The organism is Neochlamydia sp. AcF84, assembly GCF_011087585.1.
In the GTDB taxonomy this organism is placed as follows: Bacteria; Chlamydiota; Chlamydiia; order Chlamydiales; family Parachlamydiaceae; genus Neochlamydia.
This window is the reverse complement of sequence record NZ_VJOT01000081.1, coordinates 1-25903: the sequence shown is the minus strand read 5'-3', so window position 1 is coordinate 25903 and position 25903 is coordinate 1. Positions and strand designations below refer to the sequence as shown.

General features: G+C 38.7%; 15 protein-coding genes and 1 pseudogene. 7 read left to right on the top strand and 9 right to left on the bottom strand.

The features are described from left to right. Window positions 1–461 precede the first annotated feature (461 nt). The 5 genes and pseudogenes from NEOC84_RS09415 to NEOC84_RS10195 all read left to right on the top strand — a co-directional run bounded on the left by NEOC84_RS09415 (window position 462) and on the right by NEOC84_RS10195 (window position 8290). Window positions 462–2273, top strand: coding sequence for a hypothetical protein (locus tag NEOC84_RS09415; protein WP_166158586.1), 1812 nt, complete (start codon window positions 462–464; stop codon window positions 2271–2273). A 424-nt stretch (window positions 2274–2697) separates the two neighbouring features. Further along, window positions 2698–5049 (top strand): hypothetical protein, encoded by a 2352-nt coding sequence (locus NEOC84_RS09410; RefSeq protein WP_166158583.1) that lies wholly within the window; start codon window positions 2698–2700, stop codon window positions 5047–5049. 616 nt (window positions 5050–5665) lie between these two features. After that, complete coding sequence (locus NEOC84_RS09405; RefSeq protein WP_166158580.1) at window positions 5666–7156, top strand: leucine-rich repeat domain-containing protein; 1491 nt, start codon at window positions 5666–5668, stop codon at window positions 7154–7156. Window positions 7157–7174: 18 nt separating this feature from the next. Next, window positions 7175–7876, top strand: a pseudogene (locus NEOC84_RS10200) (hypothetical protein); the annotation flags it as partial. 12 nt (window positions 7877–7888) lie between these two features. Beyond that, window positions 7889–8290, top strand: a complete 402-nt coding sequence (locus tag NEOC84_RS10195; RefSeq protein WP_347566670.1) for a leucine-rich repeat domain-containing protein — start codon at window positions 7889–7891, stop codon at window positions 8288–8290. A gap of 360 nt (window positions 8291–8650) precedes the next feature. Here NEOC84_RS10195 and NEOC84_RS09395 read toward each other — a convergent pair whose 3' ends face one another. From NEOC84_RS09395 to NEOC84_RS09365, 7 genes are all read right to left on the bottom strand, one after another. Continuing rightward, entirely contained in the window at window positions 8651–9556 is a 906-nt protein-coding gene (locus NEOC84_RS09395; RefSeq protein ID WP_166158574.1) for a hypothetical protein, read from the bottom strand. 479 nt (window positions 9557–10035) lie between these two features. After that, the gene (locus NEOC84_RS09390; protein WP_166158571.1) at window positions 10036–11412 is read right to left on the bottom strand and encodes a sigma-54 dependent transcriptional regulator; all 1377 of its coding nucleotides are present in this window, start codon (window positions 11410–11412) and stop codon (window positions 10036–10038) included. A 295-nt stretch (window positions 11413–11707) separates the two neighbouring features. Continuing rightward, entirely contained in the window at window positions 11708–12112 is a 405-nt protein-coding gene (gene flgN, locus NEOC84_RS09385; protein WP_166158568.1) for a flagellar export chaperone FlgN, read from the bottom strand. 265 nt (window positions 12113–12377) lie between these two features. Continuing rightward, window positions 12378–13361: a small ribosomal subunit Rsm22 family protein gene (locus NEOC84_RS09380; protein WP_166158565.1), complete on the bottom strand. Its 984-nt coding sequence runs from the start codon at window positions 13359–13361 to the stop codon at window positions 12378–12380. Continuing rightward, window positions 13358–14308, bottom strand: a complete 951-nt coding sequence (locus NEOC84_RS09375) for a hypothetical protein (protein WP_166158562.1) — start codon at window positions 14306–14308, stop codon at window positions 13358–13360. Before NEOC84_RS09375 ends, NEOC84_RS09380 begins: the two co-directional genes overlap by 4 nt. 16 nt (window positions 14309–14324) lie before the next feature. After that, window positions 14325–15029 carry a hypothetical protein gene (locus NEOC84_RS09370; RefSeq protein ID WP_166158559.1) on the bottom strand — a complete coding sequence of 235 codons (705 nt, stop codon included), beginning with the start codon at window positions 15027–15029 and terminating at the stop codon, window positions 14325–14327. Between the two features lie 17 nt (window positions 15030–15046). Then, a complete protein-coding gene (locus NEOC84_RS09365; RefSeq protein ID WP_166158556.1) occupies window positions 15047–15649 on the bottom strand; it encodes a type II secretion system protein in 603 nt (200 codons plus the stop codon). 380 nt (window positions 15650–16029) lie between these two features. Here NEOC84_RS09365 and NEOC84_RS09360 point away from each other — a divergent pair, with 380 nt between their 5' ends. Next, the gene (locus tag NEOC84_RS09360; protein WP_166158553.1) at window positions 16030–17061 is read left to right on the top strand and encodes an aldo/keto reductase; all 1032 of its coding nucleotides are present in this window, start codon (window positions 16030–16032) and stop codon (window positions 17059–17061) included. A gap of 736 nt (window positions 17062–17797) precedes the next feature. Next, on the top strand, window positions 17798–23170 hold the full coding sequence (locus NEOC84_RS09355) for a tetratricopeptide repeat protein (RefSeq protein ID WP_166158550.1): 5373 nt from the start codon (window positions 17798–17800) through the stop codon (window positions 23168–23170). 918 nt (window positions 23171–24088) lie between these two features. Here the strand turns inward: NEOC84_RS09355 and NEOC84_RS09350 are convergent. Both NEOC84_RS09350 and NEOC84_RS09990 read right to left on the bottom strand, forming a co-directional pair. Continuing rightward, window positions 24089–24286, bottom strand: coding sequence for a hypothetical protein (locus tag NEOC84_RS09350; RefSeq protein WP_166158547.1), 198 nt, complete (start codon window positions 24284–24286; stop codon window positions 24089–24091). A 104-nt stretch (window positions 24287–24390) separates the two neighbouring features. After that, window positions 24391–25166, bottom strand: a protein-coding gene (locus NEOC84_RS09990) for an IS5 family transposase (RefSeq protein WP_166158544.1) whose coding sequence is annotated in 2 segments (ribosomal slippage) — window positions 24391–24824 and window positions 24824–25166 — 777 coding nt in all. Because the reading frame shifts where the segments join, the coding sequence is not laid out codon by codon here. Between the last annotated feature and the right edge of the window lie 737 nt (window positions 25167–25903).

The window sequence follows — 25903 nt, the reverse complement described above, 5'->3', positions numbered from 1 at the left end:
GGCAATGTACCGCTTTAAAAGAAGCTTTGGAGGAGATTTTCGCTCTAGGAAGCTAGACTATCAGCGGGCAGAATTATATGCTAAATCTTTGGCGATGAACAAGATGACAGCACTTGGAATGCCCCAAGGACAATGGGTACTAACTTGATAAGCTTTTAAACAGACCAACTATTAGGTCATTTACGCAACAAGGCCCATCCAGCAGTCTCATCCAATTTTTTCTATTGTTTGTAAAGGTTAAGGGCAATTCACAGCCTTGGTCAATCTATAATCATTCTGGCTCTTCAGCTTATAATTAGCCCATAAACTTCATTTTTATCCTTTTTAACTTAAAAATAAAAATTGCTTAAAAAAGAGAGAAGGATTAAATTTTATACACATACAAGCTAGGGCAAGCTCTTAAAAAAGCATATTAAACATGAACCTAATAAACAAACTGACCCTACCCTGAAGGAGCTTATATGATACCCTCTACCCCTATTTCAAGCGCGCAAACAGACTTTAGAACCATAGTCTCAGAGAATATAGAAGATGCTGTATCAGGAGAGCTGATGACTAAAGCTGTTACTTTGATCCCGTGTGGCCATATTTTTAATGAGGATACCGCTATCCAATGTTTAGCGCGTAATAAACTCTGCCCTCTGGATAGGCAGCTTATTGAAAGATATATACCCAACTACACCATCAGACACCTAGCCGATACTGCCGAGTCGCATCCTTTAGAAGAACATAAAAACGAACCTAGCCCAGAAGCTGTAGAACATTTCCTACGGGGCAAAGAAAATGCTGAAAAAGGAGATCATACATTAGCTATAGAAGCTTTATTGCAAGCTTTACAATTAAGCCCTACTTATGAAAAAGCTCAGGCTTACCTAGAGTTTTGCCTTAAACGTTCCTCAGCTTCTCCTTCTTCGATTTTACCATCCTCCTCTTTAAAGTCCTTGTCACTTCCCAACGAAAAAGATAAAGAAAAATTGTCTTTTTCTACGGAATCTTCTAAAGAACGCTATAATGAACTTTTATTTAACCTTCTAGAAGAACCGCAAATTCAAGCCAATGCAGCTTTAAAGAAAATGCTTGAAAACCAATTAGAAGAGCTGATCAGTCAGGAGGGTGAAGAACTGACTGAGAAAGAAAAGGTAAGCTATCGATGGACGAAAAATTTATTAGGTGAAAATAAAAAGGTGAGGCAATTTGCCCTAGAAAAGTTACAGCAAATTTACCAGCAGCCTTCTCCTATTTCTTTAATCCCTCCTCAGCTTTCCACTATTAGCATTCAAGCTCTTTCTTCAGAACCTATGGTCTCTCTTTATAACGAGATAATCAATTTTCACTTTCCTTATGAAAGTGGAAATCTTATCGAGCATGCTCGTATTGTGGATCAAATTTATAAAATTGAATCTAGCCTTTCTGCGGAAGCAAAAGTGAAGCATATTTTTAAGCATTTCTTGACCTTAGCTAAATCTCTTTCTCCTCTAGAGTTCGAAGAAGAAAATAAGGAACAAAAGGCTTTCACTTTTGCAAATTATACCTCCTATCTTATAAATACTAACCGTCTCTTACTTTGGCAGAAGCTGGAGGGAGGAAAAAATTATTTAAACCAAGAAGAAGTTAAAGTTTTGCCTCTAAAGAAAAAAGGAGAGCTTTTAAAAGGGTGGATAAAAAAGCAGCCATTACTCTTCTTCCCTACTAGTCTAAATTTAACGGCTTTAGGTTTAACCTTTTTACCTCCTGAGATTGGACAAATGTCTAGGCTAAAATACCTTAACTTAAGCCAAAATCAGCTAATCTTTGTACCTGCCGAAATTGGGCAGCTTTCTCAGCTACGCGGTCTTAATATCAGCAATAATTATCTAACGGCTCTTCCTGCGCAAATTGGGCAGCTTTCTCTGCTGACTGGCATTGAATTACAGCAGAACCAGCTAACTGCTCTTCCTGCTGCAATGGGACAACTTTCTCAACTAAGACTGCTTTACTTACAACAAAACCAGCTCACCGCTCTTCCTGCTGAGATTGGGCAGCTATCCCAGCTAAGAACGCTTAGCTTGAAGCAAAACCGGCTCACTGCTCTTCCCTCCGAAATAGGCAATCTTTTTAGGTTAGAAACGCTCGACTTACAGCAAAACCACCTTACGGCTCTTCCTGTTAAAATGCGACAGCTTCGTGAGCTGTCTGCCCTTAATTTAAGCCAAAACCAGCTCACTACTATTCCTAAAGAGATACGCCAGCTTCCTCAGTTAGAAAAACTTGAAATCAGTGGAAATCCGCTTTAACATGCGTTTAAAAAAGCAAGAAGTGTTTTTTAGCTAATTCCTTATAAAAAATGTGATGGATTGAAAAGAAAGGGGAGGAAAAAGCTTAAATGATGAGCGAGGTCTTTGCCAGGCCTCAGAGTTAGCAGAAAGGAAAGCTAAATTGCAACTGTGATACCTCGCCTCCTTTTTCGTCTGATTTGCCGGTCTATTTTAAAGGAGATGAATCTTTGGCCTGTATTAAATAATTCATTCTTATTGCTTTAATAATAAACAGTAAGTGCCTTAGATAACATATCTAGCAAGGTGTTTAAACGCTTAAAATGAAAAATTGCTTAAAATAACCAAAAAAGTTAACTTATCTTAAATGAGAGAGTTAAGTTAATTCTAAAAATTATACATCCAAATTGATAAGCTAGCTGATGGCAAAACTTAAGGAGCTTATATGATACCCTCAGACCCTATTCCTAGGCAGCAGACAGACTTTAGAAGCACAGTTTCAGAAAATATAGAAGATGCCGTCTCAGGAGAGTTGATGACCCGGGCGGTCACCTTGATCCCTTGTGGTCATACTTTTAATGAAGATACCGCCATTCAATGTTTAGCGCGTAATAAACTCTGTCCGTTGGATAGGCAGCTGATTGAAAGGCATATACCCAACTATACGATCAGGCACCTAGCCGAAACGGCTGAGTCGCATCCTTTAGAAGAACATAAAAACGAACCTAGCGATGAAGCTATAGAGCATTTTCTACGCGCTAAGCAATACGCTGAAAAAGGAAATCATGAAGCAGCTGTAGAAGCTTTATTGCAATCTCTGCGATTAAGTCCTACTTATGAAAAGGCTCAGGCTTATCTAGAGTTTTGCCTTAAACGTTCTTCAAATTCCTCTTCAAAGCCTCTTTCCCCTTGTCGCGAAAAAGGCAAAGAAAAAGTACACTCCTCTGCAGGCCTCTTTAAAGAAGGCTACATAGAACTCTTATTTAACCTTCTAGAAGAACCTCAAATTCAAATCAATCCGGCTTTAAAGAAAATGCTTGAGAAACAAGTGGAAGAGCTAATTAGGCAGGAAGGCGAAGAGCTGACGGAAGATGAAAAGATAAGCTATCAATGGACAAAGAATCTATTAGGTGAAAATAAAAAGGTAAGGCATTTTGCCCTGGAAAAGCTGCAGCAAATTCATCCACAATCTTCTTTAACTCCTACAGCGACTCCTCCACCTTCACCTGTTACCGCTCAAGCTCTTTCTCCAGAGCCTACAGGTATTCTGTACAGAAAAATAATAGATTTCCATTTTCCTCATCAAAATAAAAATCTCAACGAATGCGCTCGCATTTTGGATCAAGTGTATAAAATTAAGCCCGATCTCTCTGTAGCAGCAAAGGTGAGACACATTTTTGAGCAAGTTTTAACCTGGGCTAAATCTCTTTCCCCTATAGACTTCGAAAGAGAAAATAAAGACAATGAAGCTTTCAACATTTCGACCTATGTTTCTTATCATCTCCATATTAATCGCTTTTTACTCTGGGAAGATCTACCCAAGGGTAGAGATTATTTAAGTGAAGAAAAAATTAAAGCATTGCCTTTAAAGAAAAAAGGAGAGCTTTTAGAAGAGCTCCTAAAAGAACATGGAAAAGATGCGATCAATGTTCGTCTCGTTGGAAGAGACTTTATCCGTAGGATCCGTAATCTAGGCGTAACTTTAACTTTTTTGCCTGCAGAAATTGGGCAGCTCTCTCAGCTGCAACGGCTTTTCTTAGGCGACAATCAACTCACTACCGTTCCTGCGGAGATTGGGCGGCTCTCTAATTTGCAAGAGCTCAGCCTAGACCATAATCATCTAACAGTGCTTCTCCCTGAAATTGGGCAGCTTTCTAAGCTAGAAACCTTGGATTTGCAGCAAAACCATCTCACGACTCTCCCAGCAGAAATCGGGCAGCTCTCTGAGCTGACATGGCTTAATTTGCAGCAAAATCGTTTCACAACCATGCCTGCCGAAATTAGGCAGCTTTCCAAGCTAGAAGCTCTTGATTTGCAGCAAAACCAGCTAACAGTTGTTCCTGCCGAGATCTGGCAGCTATCTCAATTAAAGCAGCTTTTCTTACGCCAAAACTATCTAAGCTCTCTTCCCCCGGAAATTGGGCAGCTTTCTAACTTATGGGACCTGGAGTTAGAACAAAACCGCCTTACAACTCTACCCCCAGAAATCGGGCAGCTTTCCAAGCTAGCGGTGCTTAACGTGGGGAAAAATCAACTAACGGCTCTACCTGTTGAAGCCTGGCAACTGTCTCAATTGAAACATCTTCGTTTGGAGCAGAACCATCTAACAACTCTGCCTGCTTCCATAGGGCAGCTCTCTAAGCTGCAAATACTGCGATTGGAGCAAAACCACCTTACGGCTCTTCCTGCTGAAATTGGGCAACTCTCTGAGCTGCAAATGCTGGGATTGAAGCAAAACCACCTTAAGGTCCTTCCTGCTGAAATTGGGCTCCTATCTCAGCTGACATGGCTTAATTTACAGCAAAACCAACTTAAGGCTCTACCTGCTGAAATTGGGCAGCTATCTAAGCTGGAACAGCTTGATTTAAGTTGGAACCAGCTAGACTCTCTTCCTGCCGAAATTGGGCAGCTATCTTGCCTGCGAGGCCTTGACTTGCAACAAAATCGGCTAACAGTTCTCCCTATCGAGATGAAACAGCTATCTCAGCTGGGTTGGATTTACTTGCAACAAAACCGGCTAACCGGTGTTCCTGCTAAGATCAAGATGCTTTTTCCAAATGCTGTGGTTCGTTGTTGAGTAACTAAATAATCCATTAGAACTTCGTGGTGAAGAAAATAGATGCTTTTCCTATCTACCAGCAAATCTAAAATTTTTTAGCTTCGAGGATGTAAAATTCCTTGAAGCGGTTTTCTTACTTAGCATTATAGTCATTACTAGCAAGCTTGTAGATGTTTTTATGGAATAGCGAGCAAGTTAATAGATGGCCTAACCTTATCTACTTCAAAACTAAATAAAGAATCCTCCTCTGAGTGTGTGAGCAATAACCTCTCTTCTATTGTAGAAAATTTTTCATTTGACCTGAGGTGGGCATAGGGAGTTAGAGCAGATATCTTTTGGTTTTCATTAAGTAAAACATTTTCTTTGCTTTGACTTTGCTGATGAAATGGTTTTATTGAGTATGAGGTTGTATAAGGAATAGCTCAAAAACGTATAAGCACAGTAAGCGGCCAGGGGGGGTAGAACAGCGTGACCGTTTCACATGCTTATCAAATTAATAAAACGCTCAAAATAAAACATTGCTTCAACTAATGTAAACATTTAACTTATCTTAAATGAGAGAGATAAGGCAATTGTAAAAATTATATATCCAGCGCGCGATAGGCTAACTGACGATAAAATTTAAGGAGCTTATATGATACTCTCAGATCCTATTCCTAGGCAGCAGACAGACTTTAGAAGCACAGTTTCAGAAAATATAGAAGACGTTATATCAGGAGAATTGATGACTCAGGCGGTTACTTTATTTCCGTGTGGCCATACCTTTAACAAAGATACCGTCATTCAATGCTTAGCGCGCAATAAACTTTGTCCTCTAGATAGAAAGGTTATTGAAAGGCATGCACCCAACTATACGATCAGGCAGCTAGCTGAGGCTGCTGAGTCGCATCCTTTAGAAGAATTTAAACATGATCCTATTGAAGAAGCTGTAAAGCATTTTCTAAGGGCTAAGCAATACGCCGAAAAAGGAAATCATGAAGCAGCTGTAGAAGCTTTATTGCAATCTCTGCGATTAAGTCCTACTTATGAGAAAGCCCAAGCTTATCTAGAGTTTTGCCTTAAACGCTCAGAAAAATCTTCTTCCTCTTCAAAGCTCCCTTCCCTTTGTCGCGAGAAAGGTAAAGAAAAAATGCTCTGCTCTGCGGACTCTTTTAAAGAAGGCTATATAGAACTCTTATTTAACCTTCTAGAAGAACCTCAAATTCAAATCAATCCGGCTTTAAAGAAAATGCTTGAGAAACAAGTGGAAGAGCTAATTAGGCAGGAAGGCGAAGAGCTGACGGAGGATGAAAAGATAAGCTATCAATGGACAAAGAATCTATTAGGTGAAAATAAAAAGGTGAGGCAATTTACCCTGGAGAAGCTGCAGCAAATCCATCAACGATCTTATTTTATCTCTGACTCTCCTTTGTCTATTTTATCGGTTAGCAGCGCTCCAGCTCTTTCTTTGGAAGGTATGAACTCTCTTTATAAAGAAATCATCAATTTACATTTTCCTTATGAAGAGGGTAATTCGGCTGAGCACGCGTACAGTTTAGATCAAATCTATAAAATCGACTTTAACCTTTCAGTGGAAGCAAAATTGAAGCACATCTTTAAACAAGTTTTAACCTGGGTTGAATCTCTCTCTCCTTTAGAATTTAAAGGAGAAAATAAAAAAAACGATGTCTTCGACTTTTTGACATATGCTTCCTATCTCCTCAATATTAGCCGTCTTCTATTGTGGGAGGAGCTGCGTGGAGGGAGAGAATATTTAGATCAAGAAAAGATTAAAATGCTCCCTTTAAAGAGAAAGGGGGCACTTTTTAAAGATTGGCTAAAAGAGCATGGAAAAAATGTTACTTATCTAAGTTTTAAGAGGAGAGGATTTATTACAAAGAAAATAAATTTAACTTTCCTGCCTGCCGAAATTGGACAGCTAGTTAACCTGAAAACACTTGACTTGCAGCAAAACTCTCTTACGAGCCTGCCACCAGAAATAGGGCAGCTCTCTAACCTCCAAAATCTTTATCTAAGCAGCAATCAGCTAACCGCGCTTCCTGTAGAAATCGGGCAGCTCTCTCAGCTGCAAGATCTTTCCTTAAGCAACAATCAGCTAACCGTGCTTCCTGTAAAAATAGGGTAGCTCTCTAATCTCCAACGTTTTTCTCTAAGCAACAATCAGCTTAAGTCTCTTCCTGTAGAAATCGGGCAGCTAGCTCGGCTGAGGATACTTACCTTAAGTCAAAATAAATTAACCTCTCTTCCGATAGAAATAGGACGGCTCTCTCGGTTGGAAAATCTTGATGTGCATCAAAATCTGCTAACAACTGTTCCGTCTGAAATGCAGTGCCTTTACCAACTACGCCTACTTTTCCTGCAGCAAAACCAGCTAACCATTCTCCCGCCTGGAATTGGAAAACTCCTTAATTTAGAGTGGCTTAATTTGCAAAAAAACGAGCTAAAGTATGTTTCCGCTGAAATCGGCCAGCTCTCCCAGCTCATATGGCTGGACTTGCCACAAAACCGGCTAATCGCTATTCCTACAGAAATCGGGCAGCTATCTCAGCTGCAGAGACTTAACTTGCAACAAAACATGCTAGCTGCTCTTCCTGCTGAGGTTGGGCAGCTATCCCAGCTAAAAGAGCTAAATTTGCAGCAAAACCGGCTAATCGCTATTCCTACTCAAATCGGGCAGCTATCTCAGCTGCAAAGACTTAACTTGCAGCAAAACATGCTAGCTGCTCTTCCTGCTGAGATTGGGCAGCTATCCCAACTAAAAGAGCTAAATTTGCAGCAAAACCGATTAACCACTCTTCCATCTGAAATCAAGCAGCTGACAGAGCTAAACTTCCTTGATTTGCAGCACAATCATCTCATGGCTCTTTTTCCGGAAGTTGGTCAACTTTCTTGGCTATGGGAACTTAACTTACAGCAAAACCATCTACTCACCATTCCAGCTGAAATTGGCAAATTGTCTAGGTTGCATGGTCTCGATTTGCGCCAAAACCAGCTCACTACTATTCCTGTCGAGATTGGACAGCTGTCGCAGTTGCAACGCCTTGATTTACAATACAATCAGATTACTTCTGTGCCTGCAGAAATTGGCGGATTGCCTTTTTTGAAACGACTAGACTTGCACCATAATCAGTTAACAACTTTACCTGCCGCAATTGGGCAGCTTGCTGAATTAGAGGAGCTTAACTTGCAAGAGAACCCACTTATTGATCTCCCTGCTGAGCTTGAGCAGCTTGCTTGGTGCTCCATCAAGGTTGATTAGCAATCTTTTGAAAGAGATTTTAAGATTTGTAGGAATTGCCTGGTGTAAGCTTTTTATTAGGTGGGAGGATATAAAAACGCTGCAAAACTCTTTTAGGTAAGTTAAGAAATGTTGCTACCTATCCGGATGTGCACTAAAACAGCAATATGGATAGGGCACGCTGCCAAGGTAAGCTGTTTTTTAAGCTAATCGTTTATCTACAGGAGGCTTAATTATAGGTTTGTGCTAAGAAGAGCAATAGAGCGAAATGCAGCCTATTGCTCTTTTAAGAAAGAGAGAAAAGCAGTAGAACCAGCAAAATTTAATACCACAAGAAAGATGAGAATACTTATAAAATTTTGCCTGGCATCTTGGAAAAAACTATGCTAGAAGGCTGAGTATAATTCCACCTGCGCAAATAGCATTAGAAGTATAATTGAATTTTTCTCCATACAGCCTATTAGCCCATATATTACAGGCGATGATGGTACCCACAGCAAAACAAGGAAATAAAACACCTTTTTCTATGGGAAGAGCCCATTTGGTGGCTAAGAGTAATAAAGCTGTGGAAGCAAAATTGGCCAAGCCCGCTAAAACCCCATACATGGTGGTAGTGGTAGTCCATGCATTCATTTGGCGAAGGAAATAAATGGCTTGAATTAGACAAGCTACCCCAAATTGTCCTAACATGAAGCTCACATCCTCTCTGCTGACAAGAGCATAACTGGGGGCCGTTGTTTCCATGGTAGGACATATCACACAACGTGCTTGCATAAATGTTAAGGCAATTATTTGGACAGCTAAGCAGGCAAGAGCATATTTTAACCAAGGATATAAGCTTTTTAAGCTGCCCTTAGCCTCACCTCTGGCGCCTAGGAAGAGGCCTCCTATGACTAATAAAATGCCTAATAGTTTTTGATAAGAGTAAGAAAAGCCATTTTCTGAGCCAAATAAAGCAAACAAAATCATTCCTGGAAAAACGGCGCTGGTATTTTGAAAGGCGAAGGTTAATCCAGCTGGCCCTTTATGTAAGGCGCAAGAGGTAAAAAACATTAACGCTATATTTAAAAGCCCTACAAAAGCTCCAATTCCTAACATTTTTACATTAAGGCTTTCGAAAAAAATAGTAGGATAAAGGATAAAGGAAAATAGGAAAGAAGTTAGATAGAAAGCTAAGAGGTAGGTAGTAGGGTTAGAGGCAGAGGAATGTTGAGAGTTTTTGCGAAAAAACAGATTAGATGAGGCTGAACCCCCGGCGGCTAGTAAAGATAGTAAAATAGCTTGCATGATAGAAATATCTCCTTATTCAAATAAAATAATAGGGAAAAAATTCAAGAGTGAGGCAGGATCTACAACGAATTATATCGATAACGGTTAATAAATTCCAATTAAATAAGTAATTCCCTTTTTGGCAACTCTTTATGCAAGACGCTTTTACGCTCCTCTTTATGCAATCGCTTAATCCCATAAAAATATTTTATTAGCTAAAGAGACAGCTTTTAGAGGGTTAGGTATGCAGACGTGAGCTTTTTTAAGCGTGTCCTCCTCTACTCAATAAAAAGCTCGTTGGAGGGGGGGGGGCAGCTTGGGAAAAGGTTGATTTCTTTTCTGGTTATGCGCTCATAGGTTTTTAGAAGATATAATAGAAAAATTATCCAAATATTAATCTCTTCGGGAGACAAGAGGGGAAGCACAAGCCCAAAAACGACCCAGCTTTTTTACAAAATCTCTAAAGGCTTTTTCTAAAGATGTTCTAAAACTTGCCCTTATTCGGCTAATTCTAAAAGGCTATACTCTTGGAGCTTATTGCGTAGCTTGCGCGTGCTTATTCCTAGAATTTTAGCAGTTTTGGTAGGGTTATTATCTTGTTGATGGAAAGTCTCAATAATTAAGCGCTTTTCAAGCTCTTGTAAGGAAAGCCCTGTAGGAAGTTCTTTGTTTTCTGCTTGTGATTTTTCTGGTTTAAAACTTGCTTGAAGATCAATGAATAGGTGATCAGGCAAAACTTTGTTAGTGCTATCCATTACCACCGCTCGTTCGATAATATTAGCAAGTTCGCGTACATTACCCGGCCACGGATAAGCTAATAGTTTTTTCTCTGCTTCTAAGGAAAGTTGTTTGTTTTCTTTATGGTTTTCATTGCAAAACTTTTCCAGGAAATGTCTGGCTAATGGAATGATATCCTCTCTTCTCTCCCTTAAAGGCGGCAAATGGATAGGGATGACATTTAAGCGATAATAGAGATCTTCGCGCAGGTGTTTATGAAAGATAGCCTCCTTGATATCACGATTAGAAGTCGAGATGATCCTTACATCCACTTTAACCGCTTTTGTTCCCCCAATACGCTCAAATTCTTGTTCTTGAATAGCGCGCAAAAGCTTGGCCTGAAGAATTATAGGAATTTCTGTTACTTCATCAAGTAAAAGAGTACCTGAATTAGCTAGCTCAAATCGTCCTAATCTTTTGGCATTCGCTCCTGTAAAAGCTCCTTTTTCATGGCCAAAAAACTCGGCTTCTACCAAAGTTTCAGGAATGGCGGCACAGTTAACCTTGATAAAGGATTTGTGGGAGCGTTGCGAATGGAAGTGGATGGCTTGCGCAATCACTTCTTTGCCAGTACCAGACTCTCCATTGATAAATACGCTAGCATTACTTTTAGCAATCTGAACCACATCCTCCATGATTTTTTTTATAGCTATGCTGTCTCCAATTACTAGAGATTGGGAGGCGCTACCTGGTCCCTGCTGACGAAGATAATGATTTTCGTGGATAAGGGTTAGATGCTCACGAGCCTTTTGTAAAACTGCTTCTAGGGTGTCGGGAGAAAAAGGTTTGATTAAATAATTGTAGGCTCCCAAACGCATGGCTTCCACAGCGTTTTCAATGCTTCCATAAGCGGTTATCACTATGATGATTGTTTGGGGAGAAATTTCTTTAATTTTTTGTAGTAAGTCGATTCCTGTTAAATCGGGCATTTTCATATCGGTAATAACGATATCAAACAGGTGTTCCTTGACTAGAGCTAGAGCTTTAAGCCCGTCCTCAGCAGTCGTGACATCCAAAGATTTTCTTTTTAATGTTTCAGCTAAAAAATCCCTTATCAAGGCTTCATCGTCAACGATAAGTACTTTTTCAATAGGCATATTAACTTCCCTGTAAAAGCTTTGTAAGGGTTATTTAACAATTCGTTCTCTATCTAGCTCTTCGCTTGCTTTTATATGTTTTTTATTAAAATAAAGCGCTTGCAGAAGGAATGGTAAATTAGTAGGTGTAAACTATACGTATGTTTAATACCTGTTATGTATTTCTAAAGCCCTAATGAAAGGAAAATTTAAAAAGCCAATCCTTTCCTAGGCTATACTAACGTTTATTATCTTAGAATTTAAGTAGGGGTTATAGCTGTCTCAACTTTATATTAAAAATTTTTGTAAAACAAATTTAGATTTTTTTATCATCCATCTCTACTTGTGGGAGCTGCGAAAGAAGGTTTTTTAGCAATTTTTGGTTAACAAGATCGAGCTGTAAAATTTCTTTAAGAATATCACATAAAGAAGTCAGCAGTTCGTTAATTTGCAAAGAAGAAGGGTCGTGAGAAGATTTATTTATCCAATGCTTTTTAAGGGGTGTCAAGGTTTTTTCGATGTCGCGTATACAGGCTACCAAAGCCTTTTTCTTACTAAGAAGAGAGTGCATTTCCTGAGGAGGCTGTTTTGAAATTAACTTTTCATGTTCATAATGAGTAAGAGTTAAAATGTCTTTATAATAATCATGTTCTTTTTTTAAAAGGTGATAAAGTGCTTCATCATTAGAGAGGCTGCAAAGTGAGGAGAAATTTTTTGCCATAGCAGATGCCAATTTTCTTCAAAAGTTTTTTCCACAGCCTATGAATATTTGTGTTTTTGTTCAAGTAAGAATGAAAAAAAAATTATCTACTTAATCGGCAGGTTGGCTAAGTAATTGTTTGTAGTATATAACCATTGCTAAATATTTATTAATAAGATGAAATAAAGGGAAGGATTTTAATAAATTAAAATTATTTTTAATGGCACATTTAATTGTTATGCCAAAGTCACCGAGGAAGCTGTTTAAAAAGATATTAGAATGTAGGTTACAGACTATCTCCCCACTCTAAGTTACGGGCTTTTTTATAGAGCTCTCTATGGCGTCGCGAAATTATTCTATCAGTTAATCCATCGTTTTGCGTGCAGAGCTTAAAACTTAGATGGCCCGAATGCTTGTGAGGATGGCGTAAAATACGTGTCTCCGGCAAAGCGGTAGCAGCTTTCGTGCAAATGATGTAAGAAAATTTTTCATCTTCATAGCCAAGAAGGGCACCTTTGGCTTGCTTGTGAAGAGAGGATCTTTCTAAGCGAACGCTAAAGTGGCACCAATCTTTTGGTGGCATGGGGCATGCATGTTGGTGGGGGCAGGGGGCTAAAATGTGGGCCTGTAAGCCGATGAGGTGCTGGCGTATTTGCCTGATCACCTGAAATCCTAGCATGGTGCCCGGCTCAATGATGACCAAAGCTTGCCTAGTACTTTTCCAAAGTTTTTTAATTATCTCTTCCCATACTGGCTGAGGCCATTCTCCCATGGCATAAGATACAAGGATTAGATCACTTTCTGGAAAGCAATCTCGTTTTAAAACATCTCCCTCCACCCAATGCGCCTCTCTGAATAAAGGAGTCTTAGCTTGCAAAGCTAATTTTTTGCCTAAAGAAATTAAAAAGTTATCCTGCTCAAGGAGAGTGATTTTACAAGCATGCGGAAATAGCTCAGAAACAGCCCACATAGCTGTACCTGGGCCTGCCCCTACATCGAGTACAGAACCTAAGACTCCTTCATAACGCTTTTTTAATTCATTTAAAACGTATCTTATAGCTTCAAAGGTTGCTGGCATACGTGAAAGTAGGTAGGCTATACGTTGCTCGGGGCTGCTAACAAAACGTTGTTTGCTCTGCATAATTTTTTGACGTTGCTTCTCATTGCGATAACGTTCGCTCAGTTCCTGCGTAGCATGTTGTAAAGCATTTCCCTTTAACGTGCGGGCCTCATGTTCGAGGGCTAGTCGTAAAATGTCGGGTAGATTCATGGTACCTTATAGTGGCGCGGATCCGTAGCTGTTACGGTAAAATCTAGCATTGTTTCTGGTATATTAATAGCACGTGCTGCAAAGGCATGTTTAAATTGTTCGGTGGCTAGCTGATTATCTTCAGCTTTTTTAACCTGATAGTAAAGAGTGATGCGCTGTTGTAAGATTTCTTCCACCGTGGAGGGATCTCCGAAAAGGGCTAATAGGATAGCTTTAGGGGCTAAATACACTCTTATTTTAGTCTTTTGAGAGTTAAACGTAACAAAGTCCAATAAGGAAATTGTATGGGCATTATATTTATATTCTTCAAAGCCTTCATCTAAAGATTTCCTACTTTCGCTGCTATCCAGAGTATTTATATTTTCGGCAGGCAGATTAAAATGCTTATTCCCTAGATTTACAGATGAGCTCAAGTTGTATCCTTTAAGCAATGAATAGTAAATATCTTGGAGAAAAGGCTGACCTAAGTCTAAGTTTTCCAAGCCATTTTTGGTTTTTATAGGGTTATTTTCAAGCGCTAATTTATGGCCAGCGGCCTCAATTGCTTGAATAAGTTCATCGACCAGTTGAGGATTGCTATTTAAGGCTTCCTTAAAATTTGCTTGCTCGCCAAAAACTTGATGGATAATCCTTTTTAATAGTTCGCGGTAAGTAGCTTCGACTTGAGGATAAAAATTTTTAGCTTCTGGATGAACTAACCAATAGAGATTAATGAGGGGACTTGCTTCTTTAGGAGCCGAATTTTTTTTGCTATTCTCTTTATTTGAAAAAGTAGTCCATGCATACCATTGCTTAGCACCGTTATCGATAGCCCTATGACCAATCATGGATCTGTAACGCTCCAGCTCTTTTTGAGTAATTACAAAGCTGCGATAGATTTCTAAACGTCCATAAGTCAATAAAGTAAGCATCATTAAAAGGCTCATGACATAGATAAGGATATTCATGGGTAAACCTTAAATCTTATTTATTATAAATGATGGTAAAATCAGAAAAAGGGAATGGATAGATCAAAGTAATCGGCTCTTTTCTCTCTTTAGCTTTTAGGATAATTTTAATCATGGCAGGTAACTGGTTATATTCGCTTTTCCACTCCGAGTGCTCCCAACTGTCTGCAGGCTGAATATCTGCTAACGGATAGCTATCTTTATTAGAACTTCCTTGAGGTGCTTTATTGCCAACTAAAGAACGCTCTTTTGGGGGAGGAATATAAAAATTGAAAGCTAAAGACTCTATACCTTCCATCAAAATTTCATTTTTCATTCTCAAAGAGGCAAGGGAGGGCCAAAATTTGGGAGAAGGAAGCGTGGCTAAACGTAGATTATCATCAACATCTACATACAGACGTCCTAGTACATGATTGGCAAATAAGGGATCACGGTTAGGTCCAAAATTGTAGGTAAAAACTAAGCTAGGATTATTGGGCTTTAATAAGCCGTTAACATCCTGGCTAGTATAAAAGAAAAAATCTTTTTCCTCTGTACGAGGAGAGACCGCATGAGAAAGGATATCGGAAAGGCGATTTTGCACATAAAATATCTGAAAAGCTTTAACTTGAGATTTATTGATATCTTGATTCCACCACTCCATATCACGATAAAAATGTAAAAGCAGCGTAAGGAGCAATGAGGTCAATGCCATAGCAACCATCAGCTCTATTAAGGTCATAAATTTCTTTTTGTGTTTCATAGAAGGGGAAAAGGTTGTTTGTAATCCTGAGGAGCTAATTTTGAACCCCTAAGATCACGCAAAATAAATATTTTATATTTATAAACGAGGGGTTGCTGAACATTTATTTTATTTTTGGGCGTAAGGTCGGAAGTAAATTTAAAAATAAGGTGAATAAGATAGGCGGTAGACTTTTGCTGAGAAGTGTTTTTCTTAGGTTTATGAATGATCGGTTCGAAATGATAGGAGCCTTTAAAAGGCAGACTTTGCTGTTGATTAAGCGCTTTAAGATCTTCTGCAGAGAGGGAAAAACTTTTTTTTTCTTCAATATCTGCCCAGTTAATCTTATTAGTAAATAAGTCTTGATAAATTTGGGCAAACAGCAAAGTCACTACGCGATCAAGCTCTATCTTCTTGATAAATTCGCGTTGGGATTTAGCGATGACAACTTGGGGGTAGATTAAAGGAAAGATGCACAACCCGGTAAGGGCAAAAGCGATAAGCACTTCCAGAAGTAAAACATGCCTTCGAGAATGAGGTCTGCTCGAGCGTTTTAGGTAGTGGCGAGGAGGTAATACTTTTAAGAGCCATACAAAAAAAGAGATAAAGGGAACTTGCATGCTTTAAATATAAGAAGTTAAATGTTTTGATTTTATCTTACCCGACTTTTTAATGTATATCCAAATGCGTTAGACCATCGACCTTAAGGGCTAAAGATATTTAAGATTATAAGTTATCTATAGATTTTTATAAAAAATTACATTAAATAAGACTAAAGGCAGATGCAAAATTAAGCTGGATAGGAAGGGAGTAAGTAGGCACTTAACTAAGGAATGAAGAACATCTTGTAGGTTAATCCAAAGATAAAGAGTTTTTGTTTTCCTGCTTTTTGCTAAGAGTTTCTCTTTTCTTCTTAAAGAAGAAACGAAGAATATTGTGCAAAAAAATTATTTTTAATGGTTAAAGTTCTAGAATAACAAAAAATCACGAGGGTTTAAGTATGGAGTATCGTCAATTAGGAAAGTCGGGCCTTCAAGTTCCAGTATTAAGCTTTGGGACAGCTACCTTTGGTGGTTCTAACGAATTTTTTAAGCCCTGGGGTGAAACAGATGTAAAAGAAGCGAGTAGGCTAGTTGAACTTTGCTTAGATAAAGGGCTTAATTTGTTTGATACGGCGGATGTTTACTCGCAAGGCAGATCCGAGGAAATTTTAGGCCAGGCTTTAAAGGGTAAAAGAGAAAAGGTATTAATTTCTACTAAAGCCACCTTCCAAATGGGTGAGGGGCCTAATGACCAAGGGTCTTCCCGTTTCCATCTTATAAAAGCTTGTGAGGCTAGCTTAAAAAGGCTAGGCACAGATCATATTGATATCTATTTCATGCATGCCTTTGATGCGCTCACTCCTGTGGAAGAGACTTTAGGAGCTTTAGATCATTTAATTCAAAGCGGTAAGGTGCGCTACATTGGCTGTTCTAACTTCTCCGGATGGCATGTGATGAAGTCTTTAGCCGTTTCTGAAAAATATGGCTTAGCTCGTTACGTCGTTTATCAAGGTTATTACTCTTTAATAGGACGCGATTATGAAGAAGAGCTTATGCCGCTAGGCTTAGATCAGGGCATCGGTTTAATGGCTTGGAGCCCTTTAGGATGGGGAAGGCTTACAGGGAAAATTCGTCGTGGCAAGCCCTTACCAGAAGGAAGGCTTAAATCTGGGGGTGATATAGGAGGACCTCAAGTTGACGATGAATTCTTATACGATGTTCTCGATGTTTTAGAGGAAGTGGCACAAGAAACTGAAAAAACTGTTCCTCAAGTGGCCATCAATTGGCTATTACAGCGTCCTACAGTCGCTAACATCGTGTTAGGAGCACGCAACGAAGAACAGCTTAAGCAAAATTTAGGAAGCATAGGATGGAATTTGACGCAAGAGCAAGTGGCCAAGCTTGACAAGGTGAGTGAAAGGATGCCCTCCTATCCTTACTGGCACCAACGCTTTTCCCGTGAAAGAAATCCTTCTCCCTTAGTGAAGTAAACAATAAGAGAAAATCAATGAATTATACTCAAGAAAATTAAGAGGGATTTTAACGATAAGATTATCTTGCCCTTATGCATGAATAAGCTTGGAAAAAATGTAAAAGCTTTTTTAGAGGTATTCTAAGCTGATTGATAACTTAAGCATTTGGGTGGGATAATCTGCTAGCTTAAAATGAATTTTAATGTTTTTTACATAAAACTCACCTTAGTAATTCAAGAGGAAAGGATTGCCCATAGGCCTGCTTACCCATCCTCATTTGCAAAAGATAATAAGCATATTGCCTACCAAAAATTAACTTAGTGCACAAGAGGCAGGCATAAAAACTAAGAGCCGGCCCAGCAATGTATAGCAAATCGTTTGAAGTTGAATATGAATAGGGAGATGGGGAAGATAACAGCTTGCCAGTAAACAAGCTATGCAATGCCCCAGCTAGTATTATGTAGAAAACTTGGCACCTGCTTGGGCACGATAAGCCGCGGAAAGGTATGTAGAACCACTGAACCGATAAGACAGCATAACGGCGATTAAGCCAGGATTATTAAACTTTTGTTCAGGATGTTAGTGAGATAGAAAGAAATTTTGCTTAAAAAGCTCTGAATATGAGATAGAAGGAAATTAGAAAAAACCATTAATTTTTTGTTTGTATAAGCAAGTGAGCCATACTTAGGAAGAAGAGCGTATAACGCTATACGCGCATTGAAATACAAGTAAAGCTAAAAAAATGGATAGACGAATGAATCTAGACAATTTATCCACTAGCTCTTTTACATTTCCTGCATTTCAGGAAATAGAAAACAGAACACAGGATCGAAAACTAGGCCCCTATACCGAGATTAGCTTAGAGATCTTCGAAAAACTGGCATGCCAAGGCCTATGTCAGGCAAGATTAGTCTGCAAAGAATGGAAGCGATTAGTTGAACAAACCAGCTTATGGAAAAAGCTTTATTCAGCAAGCTTTGAAGTTGGTTCGCAACAAGAAGAGCAACCTGGTGATAAGTTACAACCTATAGATCTTTCTTCTTGCAAGTGGAATAAAGCTCAAATTGCTAAATTTTTATGGCAAGACTCTACGACTATCATTAGTGATTCCATAAAAGCAAAAGTAAAGGCTGCCGCTGCTTATCTAAAAGAAGAAGGCGTTGAATTAAAAGGTGTGGCTAGTGATGGAGACTGCTTCTTTAGCGCTTTTTTAGGAAGCTATGCTTGTCTTTCTAGAAAAATTCCTTTATTAGACGACTGTGAAGATAAAATTTCTTATTTAAGGCAAGTGCTCGCTGATATTATTAAACACACCGACAGCGAAAGAGCCGAAGAAATAAAAAGAAAAGCTACTTGGGTAAGTGGCTTAGGGGAAGGTGATCTATTAGCCTCGGCCTTATCTATTCCTATTAGGCTAGTAACAATTAATGAAGAGAAGTTGGTTTGCGGTATACATGATAGGCTGATCTTCTCAAAACAAGGCTTATCTGAAGAGAATAGATCGCAGGAATGGAAAACTATCCCTCAAAAAGAAAGACTTAAAGAATACATTTTTATCGTGGACTTAGGGGGCCACTTTGCTTATGCGCAGAAGCATTTAAAGCAAGACCTCCCTCTTTTCTTAGATTCGAAAAGCTCTTCTACTGCTTTTCTTTCTAATTCTTTACCTATAAATGCATTAAAAAGCCCCCTAGAGACATCGGGTAGTAAGAAGCTTTTATCTGACGAGCAGATAAAAGAAGCAGAAGAAGCCTACACGCAAGCTTTAAAACGTGCTGTTGAAGAGAAAGACCTTATTCAAGAAAGCTTTTGTATAGAAAGACTAGGTGATATTTATTTAAGAAAAGAGACGTCAGAAACGCTTTTGCAAGCGGCAGGGCTTTACAATTATGCCTTACACAAAGCCCCTCAAGAGCGGCAAAAAGTTCTTAAAGATAGACTTTCCGAAGTTCAAAATCTTCTTGTTAAACAATGTAAAGGCAAACCTTTTGAGACGGTGGTAGTAGAAAAACAATTTGAAAACAATCGTAAGGTATTGAAAAAATTCAGAGAAGAAATAGAGGAGAAAATTCAAAGGCTACCCGAAACTCCTTCTTCTCAAGAAGTAAGAAAGCTTTATGCTGAGATAGCTTGCCAGATAAAAATTTTCTTTAGGCAGCTTGCTATACAAGTTTTTGACAATTTAGGGTCTGCTCCATGTGATTATGCCATGATAGGTTTTGGCTCCCTAGCTAGAGAAGAGATGACTCCTTATTCAGACCTAGAATTTGGTATTCTTATAGAAGAAGATACTTTAGGAAATAGAGAATATTTTAAGTGTTTTACAATCCTCCTTCACTTGCAAGTTATCAACTTAGGAGAAACCATTCTTCCTGCTTTAAATATTCCTTGCTTAAAAGCCATCAATTTTTTTGATGGCATGACGCCACGAGGCTTTGCCTTTGATGGGGCAGGAGTAGAGGGGAAAGGCTGTAAAACTCCTTTAGGCAATGGTAAGACATTCGAGCTTATCCAAACTCCTGAACAAATGGCCCAATATGTGGGCAAAAATGAAAAAGGCCATTGGTGGCATGAAAAAGAGCCTCATCTTCCTATGGAATTACTAAACTTTACTCATTTGCTAGGTAATCTTAAATTAACTACAGCCTATGATGAGAAAATTCAAGAAGCGCTTGATATGTCTTATCAATATAGCCTCGATCTGCGCCAGTATTTAGCTAAGCAGCACCTTATTCCAGATGATATGGAAACTTTTAACCCGGGAATGGGTGATTTAGGCAGAGATGGAATGCTTTTTCAAGTAAAAAAAGATTTCTATCGGTTTCCCCATTTAGCGTTGGACCGATTAGCCCTTCTTAAAAAAGTAGAAGTTTCCGATACTTTTAGTAGGATTAATAAGCTAAAGAAATTAGGAATTTTAACCCAAATAGCCGCTGAAAAATTGAAGGACTGGATGAGCCTGGCATTATTCATGCGTCTTAAAATCTATTCTCATTATCAGGCGCAAAAGGAGATGATGAATCCTCTCCTTAAGCACTTTGGATTTGAGGATCCAGATCTTATTAAAGAGCAGTTTGCTTTAGATCGTAAAGCCTTAAAAGAAATAAAAAAAATCTACCGCATCTTTATTCCTTTCTATCAAGCCATCAAAGAATTTTTAGTGGGTAATGAAGAGATACTTAGATCTTCTGATTTGGACGATAACTCCATAAATACAAAAGGGGAGATAGCCTTAAGGCTTTTTCAATATTTAAAAGCAGAAAAGTGGTATCGTAGAGCAATAGAAGTGAATCCCCAAAATTCGCATGCCTTATGCATCCTTGGAGCTATTTACAAGGAACAAGGCTATTTAGACAAGGCGGCAGAGTATACCAACAAATCGCTTGTTATTAACCTTAAGTTGTTTGGAGAAAATCATCTCTGGGTGGCAGGAGATTATAATAACCTAGGACAAATCTACAAAGCCCAAGGCAAGTTAGATAAAGCGGCAGAGTATGGAGAAAAAGCGCTTGCTATTGATCTTAGGCTATTTAAAGAAGATCATAGCGTGATAGCAAGAGATTATAACAACCTGGGACTAATCTACAAAGAGCAAGGCAATTTAGATAAGGCGGCAGAGTACACTAGCAAATCGCTTGCTATTAACATTGAGCTGTATGAAGCACGAAAATATCCAATGATAGCAATTGATTACGGTAACTTAGGATTAATCTACCAAGCCCAAGGCAATTTAAGCAAGGCTGCCGAATATAGCAAAAAAGCGTTGGCTATTCATCTTGAGCTTTTTGGAGAACATCATCCCAGGGTCGCAATTGATTATAGTAATTTAGGACTACTTTACAAAGATCAAGGCTATTTGAAAGAGGCTGCTGAGTATGTCAAAAAAGCACTTTCCATTAATCTTAAGCTGCATGGAGAAAAACATTTCAATGTGGCGAGAGATTATAACAACCTAGGGCAAATCTATGCATACCAGAGCGATTTAGAGCAAGCCCTAGAGTATACTAATAAAGCGCTTGCTATCGATCTTAAGCTTTTTGGCGAAAATCATTCTAATATAGCAGCTTATTATAGCAATCTAGGATCGATTTACCAAAGCAAAGGAAATTTAGAAAATTCGGCAGCGTATAGAGAAAAAGCCCTTGCTATTAATGTTAAGCTTTTTGGTGAAAATTACCCTAAGGTAGCAACTAATTACAGCAACTTAGGGATAATGTATCAAGATCAGGGTAAATTAGAGCAAGCCGAAGAATATCTACGCCAAGCACTTAACATTACCTATAAGTTGTTTGGAGAAAATCACCTCTCACTTGCAAGCGTCTACAACAGCCTAGGAGCAATATTTAAAAGCCAGGGTAATTTAGGCAAGGCAGTAAAGTATATCAATAAAGCGCTTGCTATAGACCTTAAACTTTATGGTGAGAATCATTACGCAGTGGCAAGAGATTACAACACCCTAGGACAAGCCTGTCACGAGCAAGGCAATTTAGACAAGGCGGCAGAGTATAGCAACAAAGCGCTTGCTATCGATCTTAAGCTTTTTGGTGAAAATCATCTAACCGTGGCAAGAGATTATAATAACCTAGGGCAAATCTATCAAGCTCAAGGCAATTTAAATAAGGCGGCAGACTATAATCACAAAGCCCTTCTTATTGACCTTAATCTTTTTGGTGAAAATCATCCCAATGTAGCAATACTTTACAACAACCTAGGGCAAATCTACCAAGCCCAAGGCAATTTAGACAAGGCGGCAGAGTATAGTAATAAAGCACTTGCTATCGATCTCAAGCTTTTTGGTGAAAATCATCCTACCGAGGCAAGAGATTATAATAACCTAGGAGCAATCTATCAAGCTCAAGGCAATTTAGACAGGACGGTAGAGCATAGCAACAAAGCCCTTGCTATTGACCTTAAGCTTTTTGGAGAAAATCATCCCAATGTAGCAATACGTTACGACAACCTAGGGCAAATCTACCAAGCCCAAGGCAATTTAGACAAGGCGGCAGAAAATAGTAACAAAGCACTTGCTATCGATCTTAAGCTTTTTGGTGAAAATCATCCCAAGGTGGCAAGAGATTATAATAACCTAGGAGCAATCTATCAAGCTCAAGGTAATTTAGATAAGGCGTCAGAGTATAGTAACAAAGCCCTTGCTATCGATCTTAAGCTTTTTGGAGAAAATCATCCCAACGTGGCAAGAGATTATAATAACCTAGGAGCAATCTATCAAGCTCAAGGTAATTTAGACAGGACGGTAGAGAATAGCAACAAAGCCCTTGTCATTGCCCGAGGCAATTTAGGCAAGGCAGAAGAGTATAGCAGCAAAGCGCTTGCTATTGACCTTAAGCTTTTTGGTGAAAATCATCCTAACGTGGCAAGAGATTATAATAACCTAGGGCAAATCTATCAAGCTCAAGGCAATTTAAATAAGGCGGCAGACTATAATCACAAAGCCCTTGCTATTGACCTTAAGCTTTTTGGAGAAAATCATCCCAATGTAGCAATATGTTACAACAACCTAGGGCAAATCTACCAAGCCCAAGGCAATTTAGACAAGGCGGCAGAGTATAGCAACAAAGCGCTTGCTATCGATCTTAAGCTTTTTGGTGAAAATCATCCCAACGTGGCAAGAGATTATAATAACCTAGGAGCAATCTATCAAGCTCAAGGAAATTTAGACAGGACGGTAGAGCATAGCAACAAAGCCCTTGTCATTGCCCGAGGCAATTTAGGCAAGGCAGAAGAGTATAGCAGCAAAGCGCTTGCTATTGACCTTAAGTTTTTTGGTGAAAATCATCCTAACGTGGCAAAAGATTATAATAACCTAGGACAGATCTACCAAGAGCAAGGCGATTTAGGTAAGGCAGCAGATTATATCAGCAAAGCTTTTGCCATTAGCCTAAAGCTTTTTGGAGACAATCATCCTACGGCGGTAATTTATTATAATAATTTAGGAAGAGTATACCAAAAACAAGGTAAGCTAGAAAAAGCATTTGAGCATATCAGCAAAGCTTTACAACTTGCCTACCGCCTATATGGAAAGGATCACCCCAATGTAATAACAATTTGCAATAACATACTAACCCTGTTCTTAGAGGCATATTTAACAGGCCCTAGGAAAAAGTAGCTTTTTCTGAAGAGAGTATAATTTTTAATCTAATTGGATGGCATAGATTAAAAAATCATTTTATGGCGAAATTTTACTTTTTTAAGGCAAGTAATACTAACTTAATAGCTCTTAAATGAGTGTAGGAGGGGGGGGTCTTATAGCAAGGTGCCTCACGATATTTGCACAGGCTTGCATTAAACGTTTATACAACAAGACTTTTTTTAAAGGCTTTTTTATATTAAATTTTTTGACATGTTTGTCCGTGACTTCTCATCATATTTCAGAATAATAGAGTTTTTGGTAAGGAGGCCCTAAGCATCTAAGGATAATTCTATGGCGTTCTTTCAAATTGGTAATTTGCAATTTTTTATGGTCAATAAAGACCATATGCAGGCTTAGAAAACAGAAAGACACCAAGCTTGTTGTTGGCTTTCACGTGGGTTTCTTAAGTTGATTTAAGATGTTCCCCCCATTTTTGCGTAATTTTCTCGAATTTCATATTCAAGCGCAGAATAGACTAAAAGGCATAGAGTCATTACCATTAAAAGCGCTTTTATTCTTTCTGGCTATTTTAAAAAGAGAGAAGAGACAAAAAAAGCGGGGCTTTTCAAGAATCTAAATCCTCTTTCCCCACTTTGCTCAAGCTTTATATGTTTTCAGCAGCTCTTGTGCAGGAAAAGCGGTTACATCCATGTCATTAGTCGCTAAGATGAAAAACCCTTTGCTCCTCTCTAAATCTGCCTTGTTAAGCAAAGAGCAAACTACTGTGCCTTCTAGAGAATAGCTAAGTATAGAAGGTTCTTGCCCAGCTTTTGGCCGACCAGATTTAGCATGCTTTTGAGTGGCTATAACTTGAGGTTCTATAATCTGTATATATTTAAGTTTTTTTGCAAACTTATCTAATGGGCGCTTAGCATCGTTGGGGCATAAAAATTCTTACTGCATCAGCTTAATAAAGACTTTGGCTTCTTTTTCACTGCCCTTAAGATAATGCTTGGCTAAAGTACGGCATTCTCTTTGATAAGCCGCTTGGCTAAAAATAACTATCCATCTTTGTTCAACGCCTGCATAGCAAGAAGTGCTCTCAAAAGCTCGATAGCCTTCTGTCATTTCTACCATCTTTTCGTAAGGCACTTCAAATATGAACTCTTTAGCCTCTTTGATTTACACGGGCACACGCGTGGCAAATAAGCTTTGTTCTTCTTTAAAAACTTGTAAGAGACATTCTCTGAATTAATTTATTGTGCTATTCTTCTTACCATCAGACGTATCATAGCTAAATAGAGGAACGCTTGGCTGGTGTTTGGCAAGGCCTCATAATCCTTACTTAATCTGCGGCATTTGCCAAACCAGGCAAATGTTCTTTCTACTATCCATCTTTTTGCTTGTAGATGAAATCCTTTTAGCTTAGATCTTTTAATGATTGTTAAATCAATACCATGTAAAGCTGCTTCTAATTTCATCTCTTCCCCGCTATATCCTGTATCGGCAAACATTTTTCTTGGCCATAAAACTTTTCCCTGGAAATAATAAAATAGCGCTTTTAGCCCATCTCTGTCGCTACAAGCTGCGCTACTTACTACAACTGCTATTAACAGTCCCAAATGATCCACCACTATATGTCTTTTCCTGCCTTTAATTTTCTTGCCACCGTCGTATCCGCAGAGCCCTTTTTTTCAGTTGTTTTGACACTTTGGCTATCGACTATAGCAGCACTAGGTTCCGCTAACTTGCCTAAGCTTTGGCGAAGCGATCGCCTTAAATAAGTATTAATTTGTTCGAATAAATTACTTTGTTTCCATCTTAAAAATTGAGAATAGACTGATTTCCAAGGAGTTAGATCATGAGGAAGATCTGTCCATTGACAACCTGTCCTTAAGACGTAAAAGATGGCATTAAGCATCTCTCGTCTAGAGTGCTTAGGTGGCTTACCAGCTTTTTTCTTGCATAGTATAGGTTCAAGCACTTGCCATTCTTGATTATTTAAATCGCTAGGATAAGGTTTTCTTATCATATTAGGCTCCTGGTTAAACAGCCTCTATTTTAAACGATTTTAATAATTCAGAGAATGTCTCTAAGGTGGCTGGCGTATAAAGAGCATTGTCTCCTACTATATAACAATTCTCGTAGGCTTGCAGAAAGCTTTCTGGTTAGGTCAGTAATCAAAACAGCAAAATCTTTATGCTCTTCGCGTATAGCAATTTCATCAATATCGATGACTTGCGTAGGTAGAAGCGGTTGTAAGTGTTGTTTGTTCGTAGCTTCCTTTTGTTAAATCTCAGCAGCCGTTTTATCACTCATCTCAAATTTTAAGCCTATGGAAGAAGCCGCGGTTTTTTGATAGCATCTATAGACTTACTGATCATATCGCTTGGTAGAGCACTTATAAGGAGAAGCAAAATCTAACTGTTCATTAAAGTTAAAGGTACAATAACATTCTTGGCATTCAAACCTTCTTAAATCAATTTCAATGTAACACGCTCGTCCAGCTAAATCTACATCACGATAAACTTTTGACTTAATATCCAATTAAATTAAACGTTGACTGACCACAGTGGGAATATAGCAGACCTTGTTGCGTAAATGACCTAATAGTTGGTCTGTTTAAAAGCTTATCAAGTTAGTACCCATTGTCCTTTGGGCATTCCAAGTGCTGTCATCTTGTTCATTGCCAAAGATTTAGCATATAATTCTGCCCGCTGATAGTCTATCTTCCTAGAGCGAAAATCTCCTCCAAAGTTTCTTTTAAAG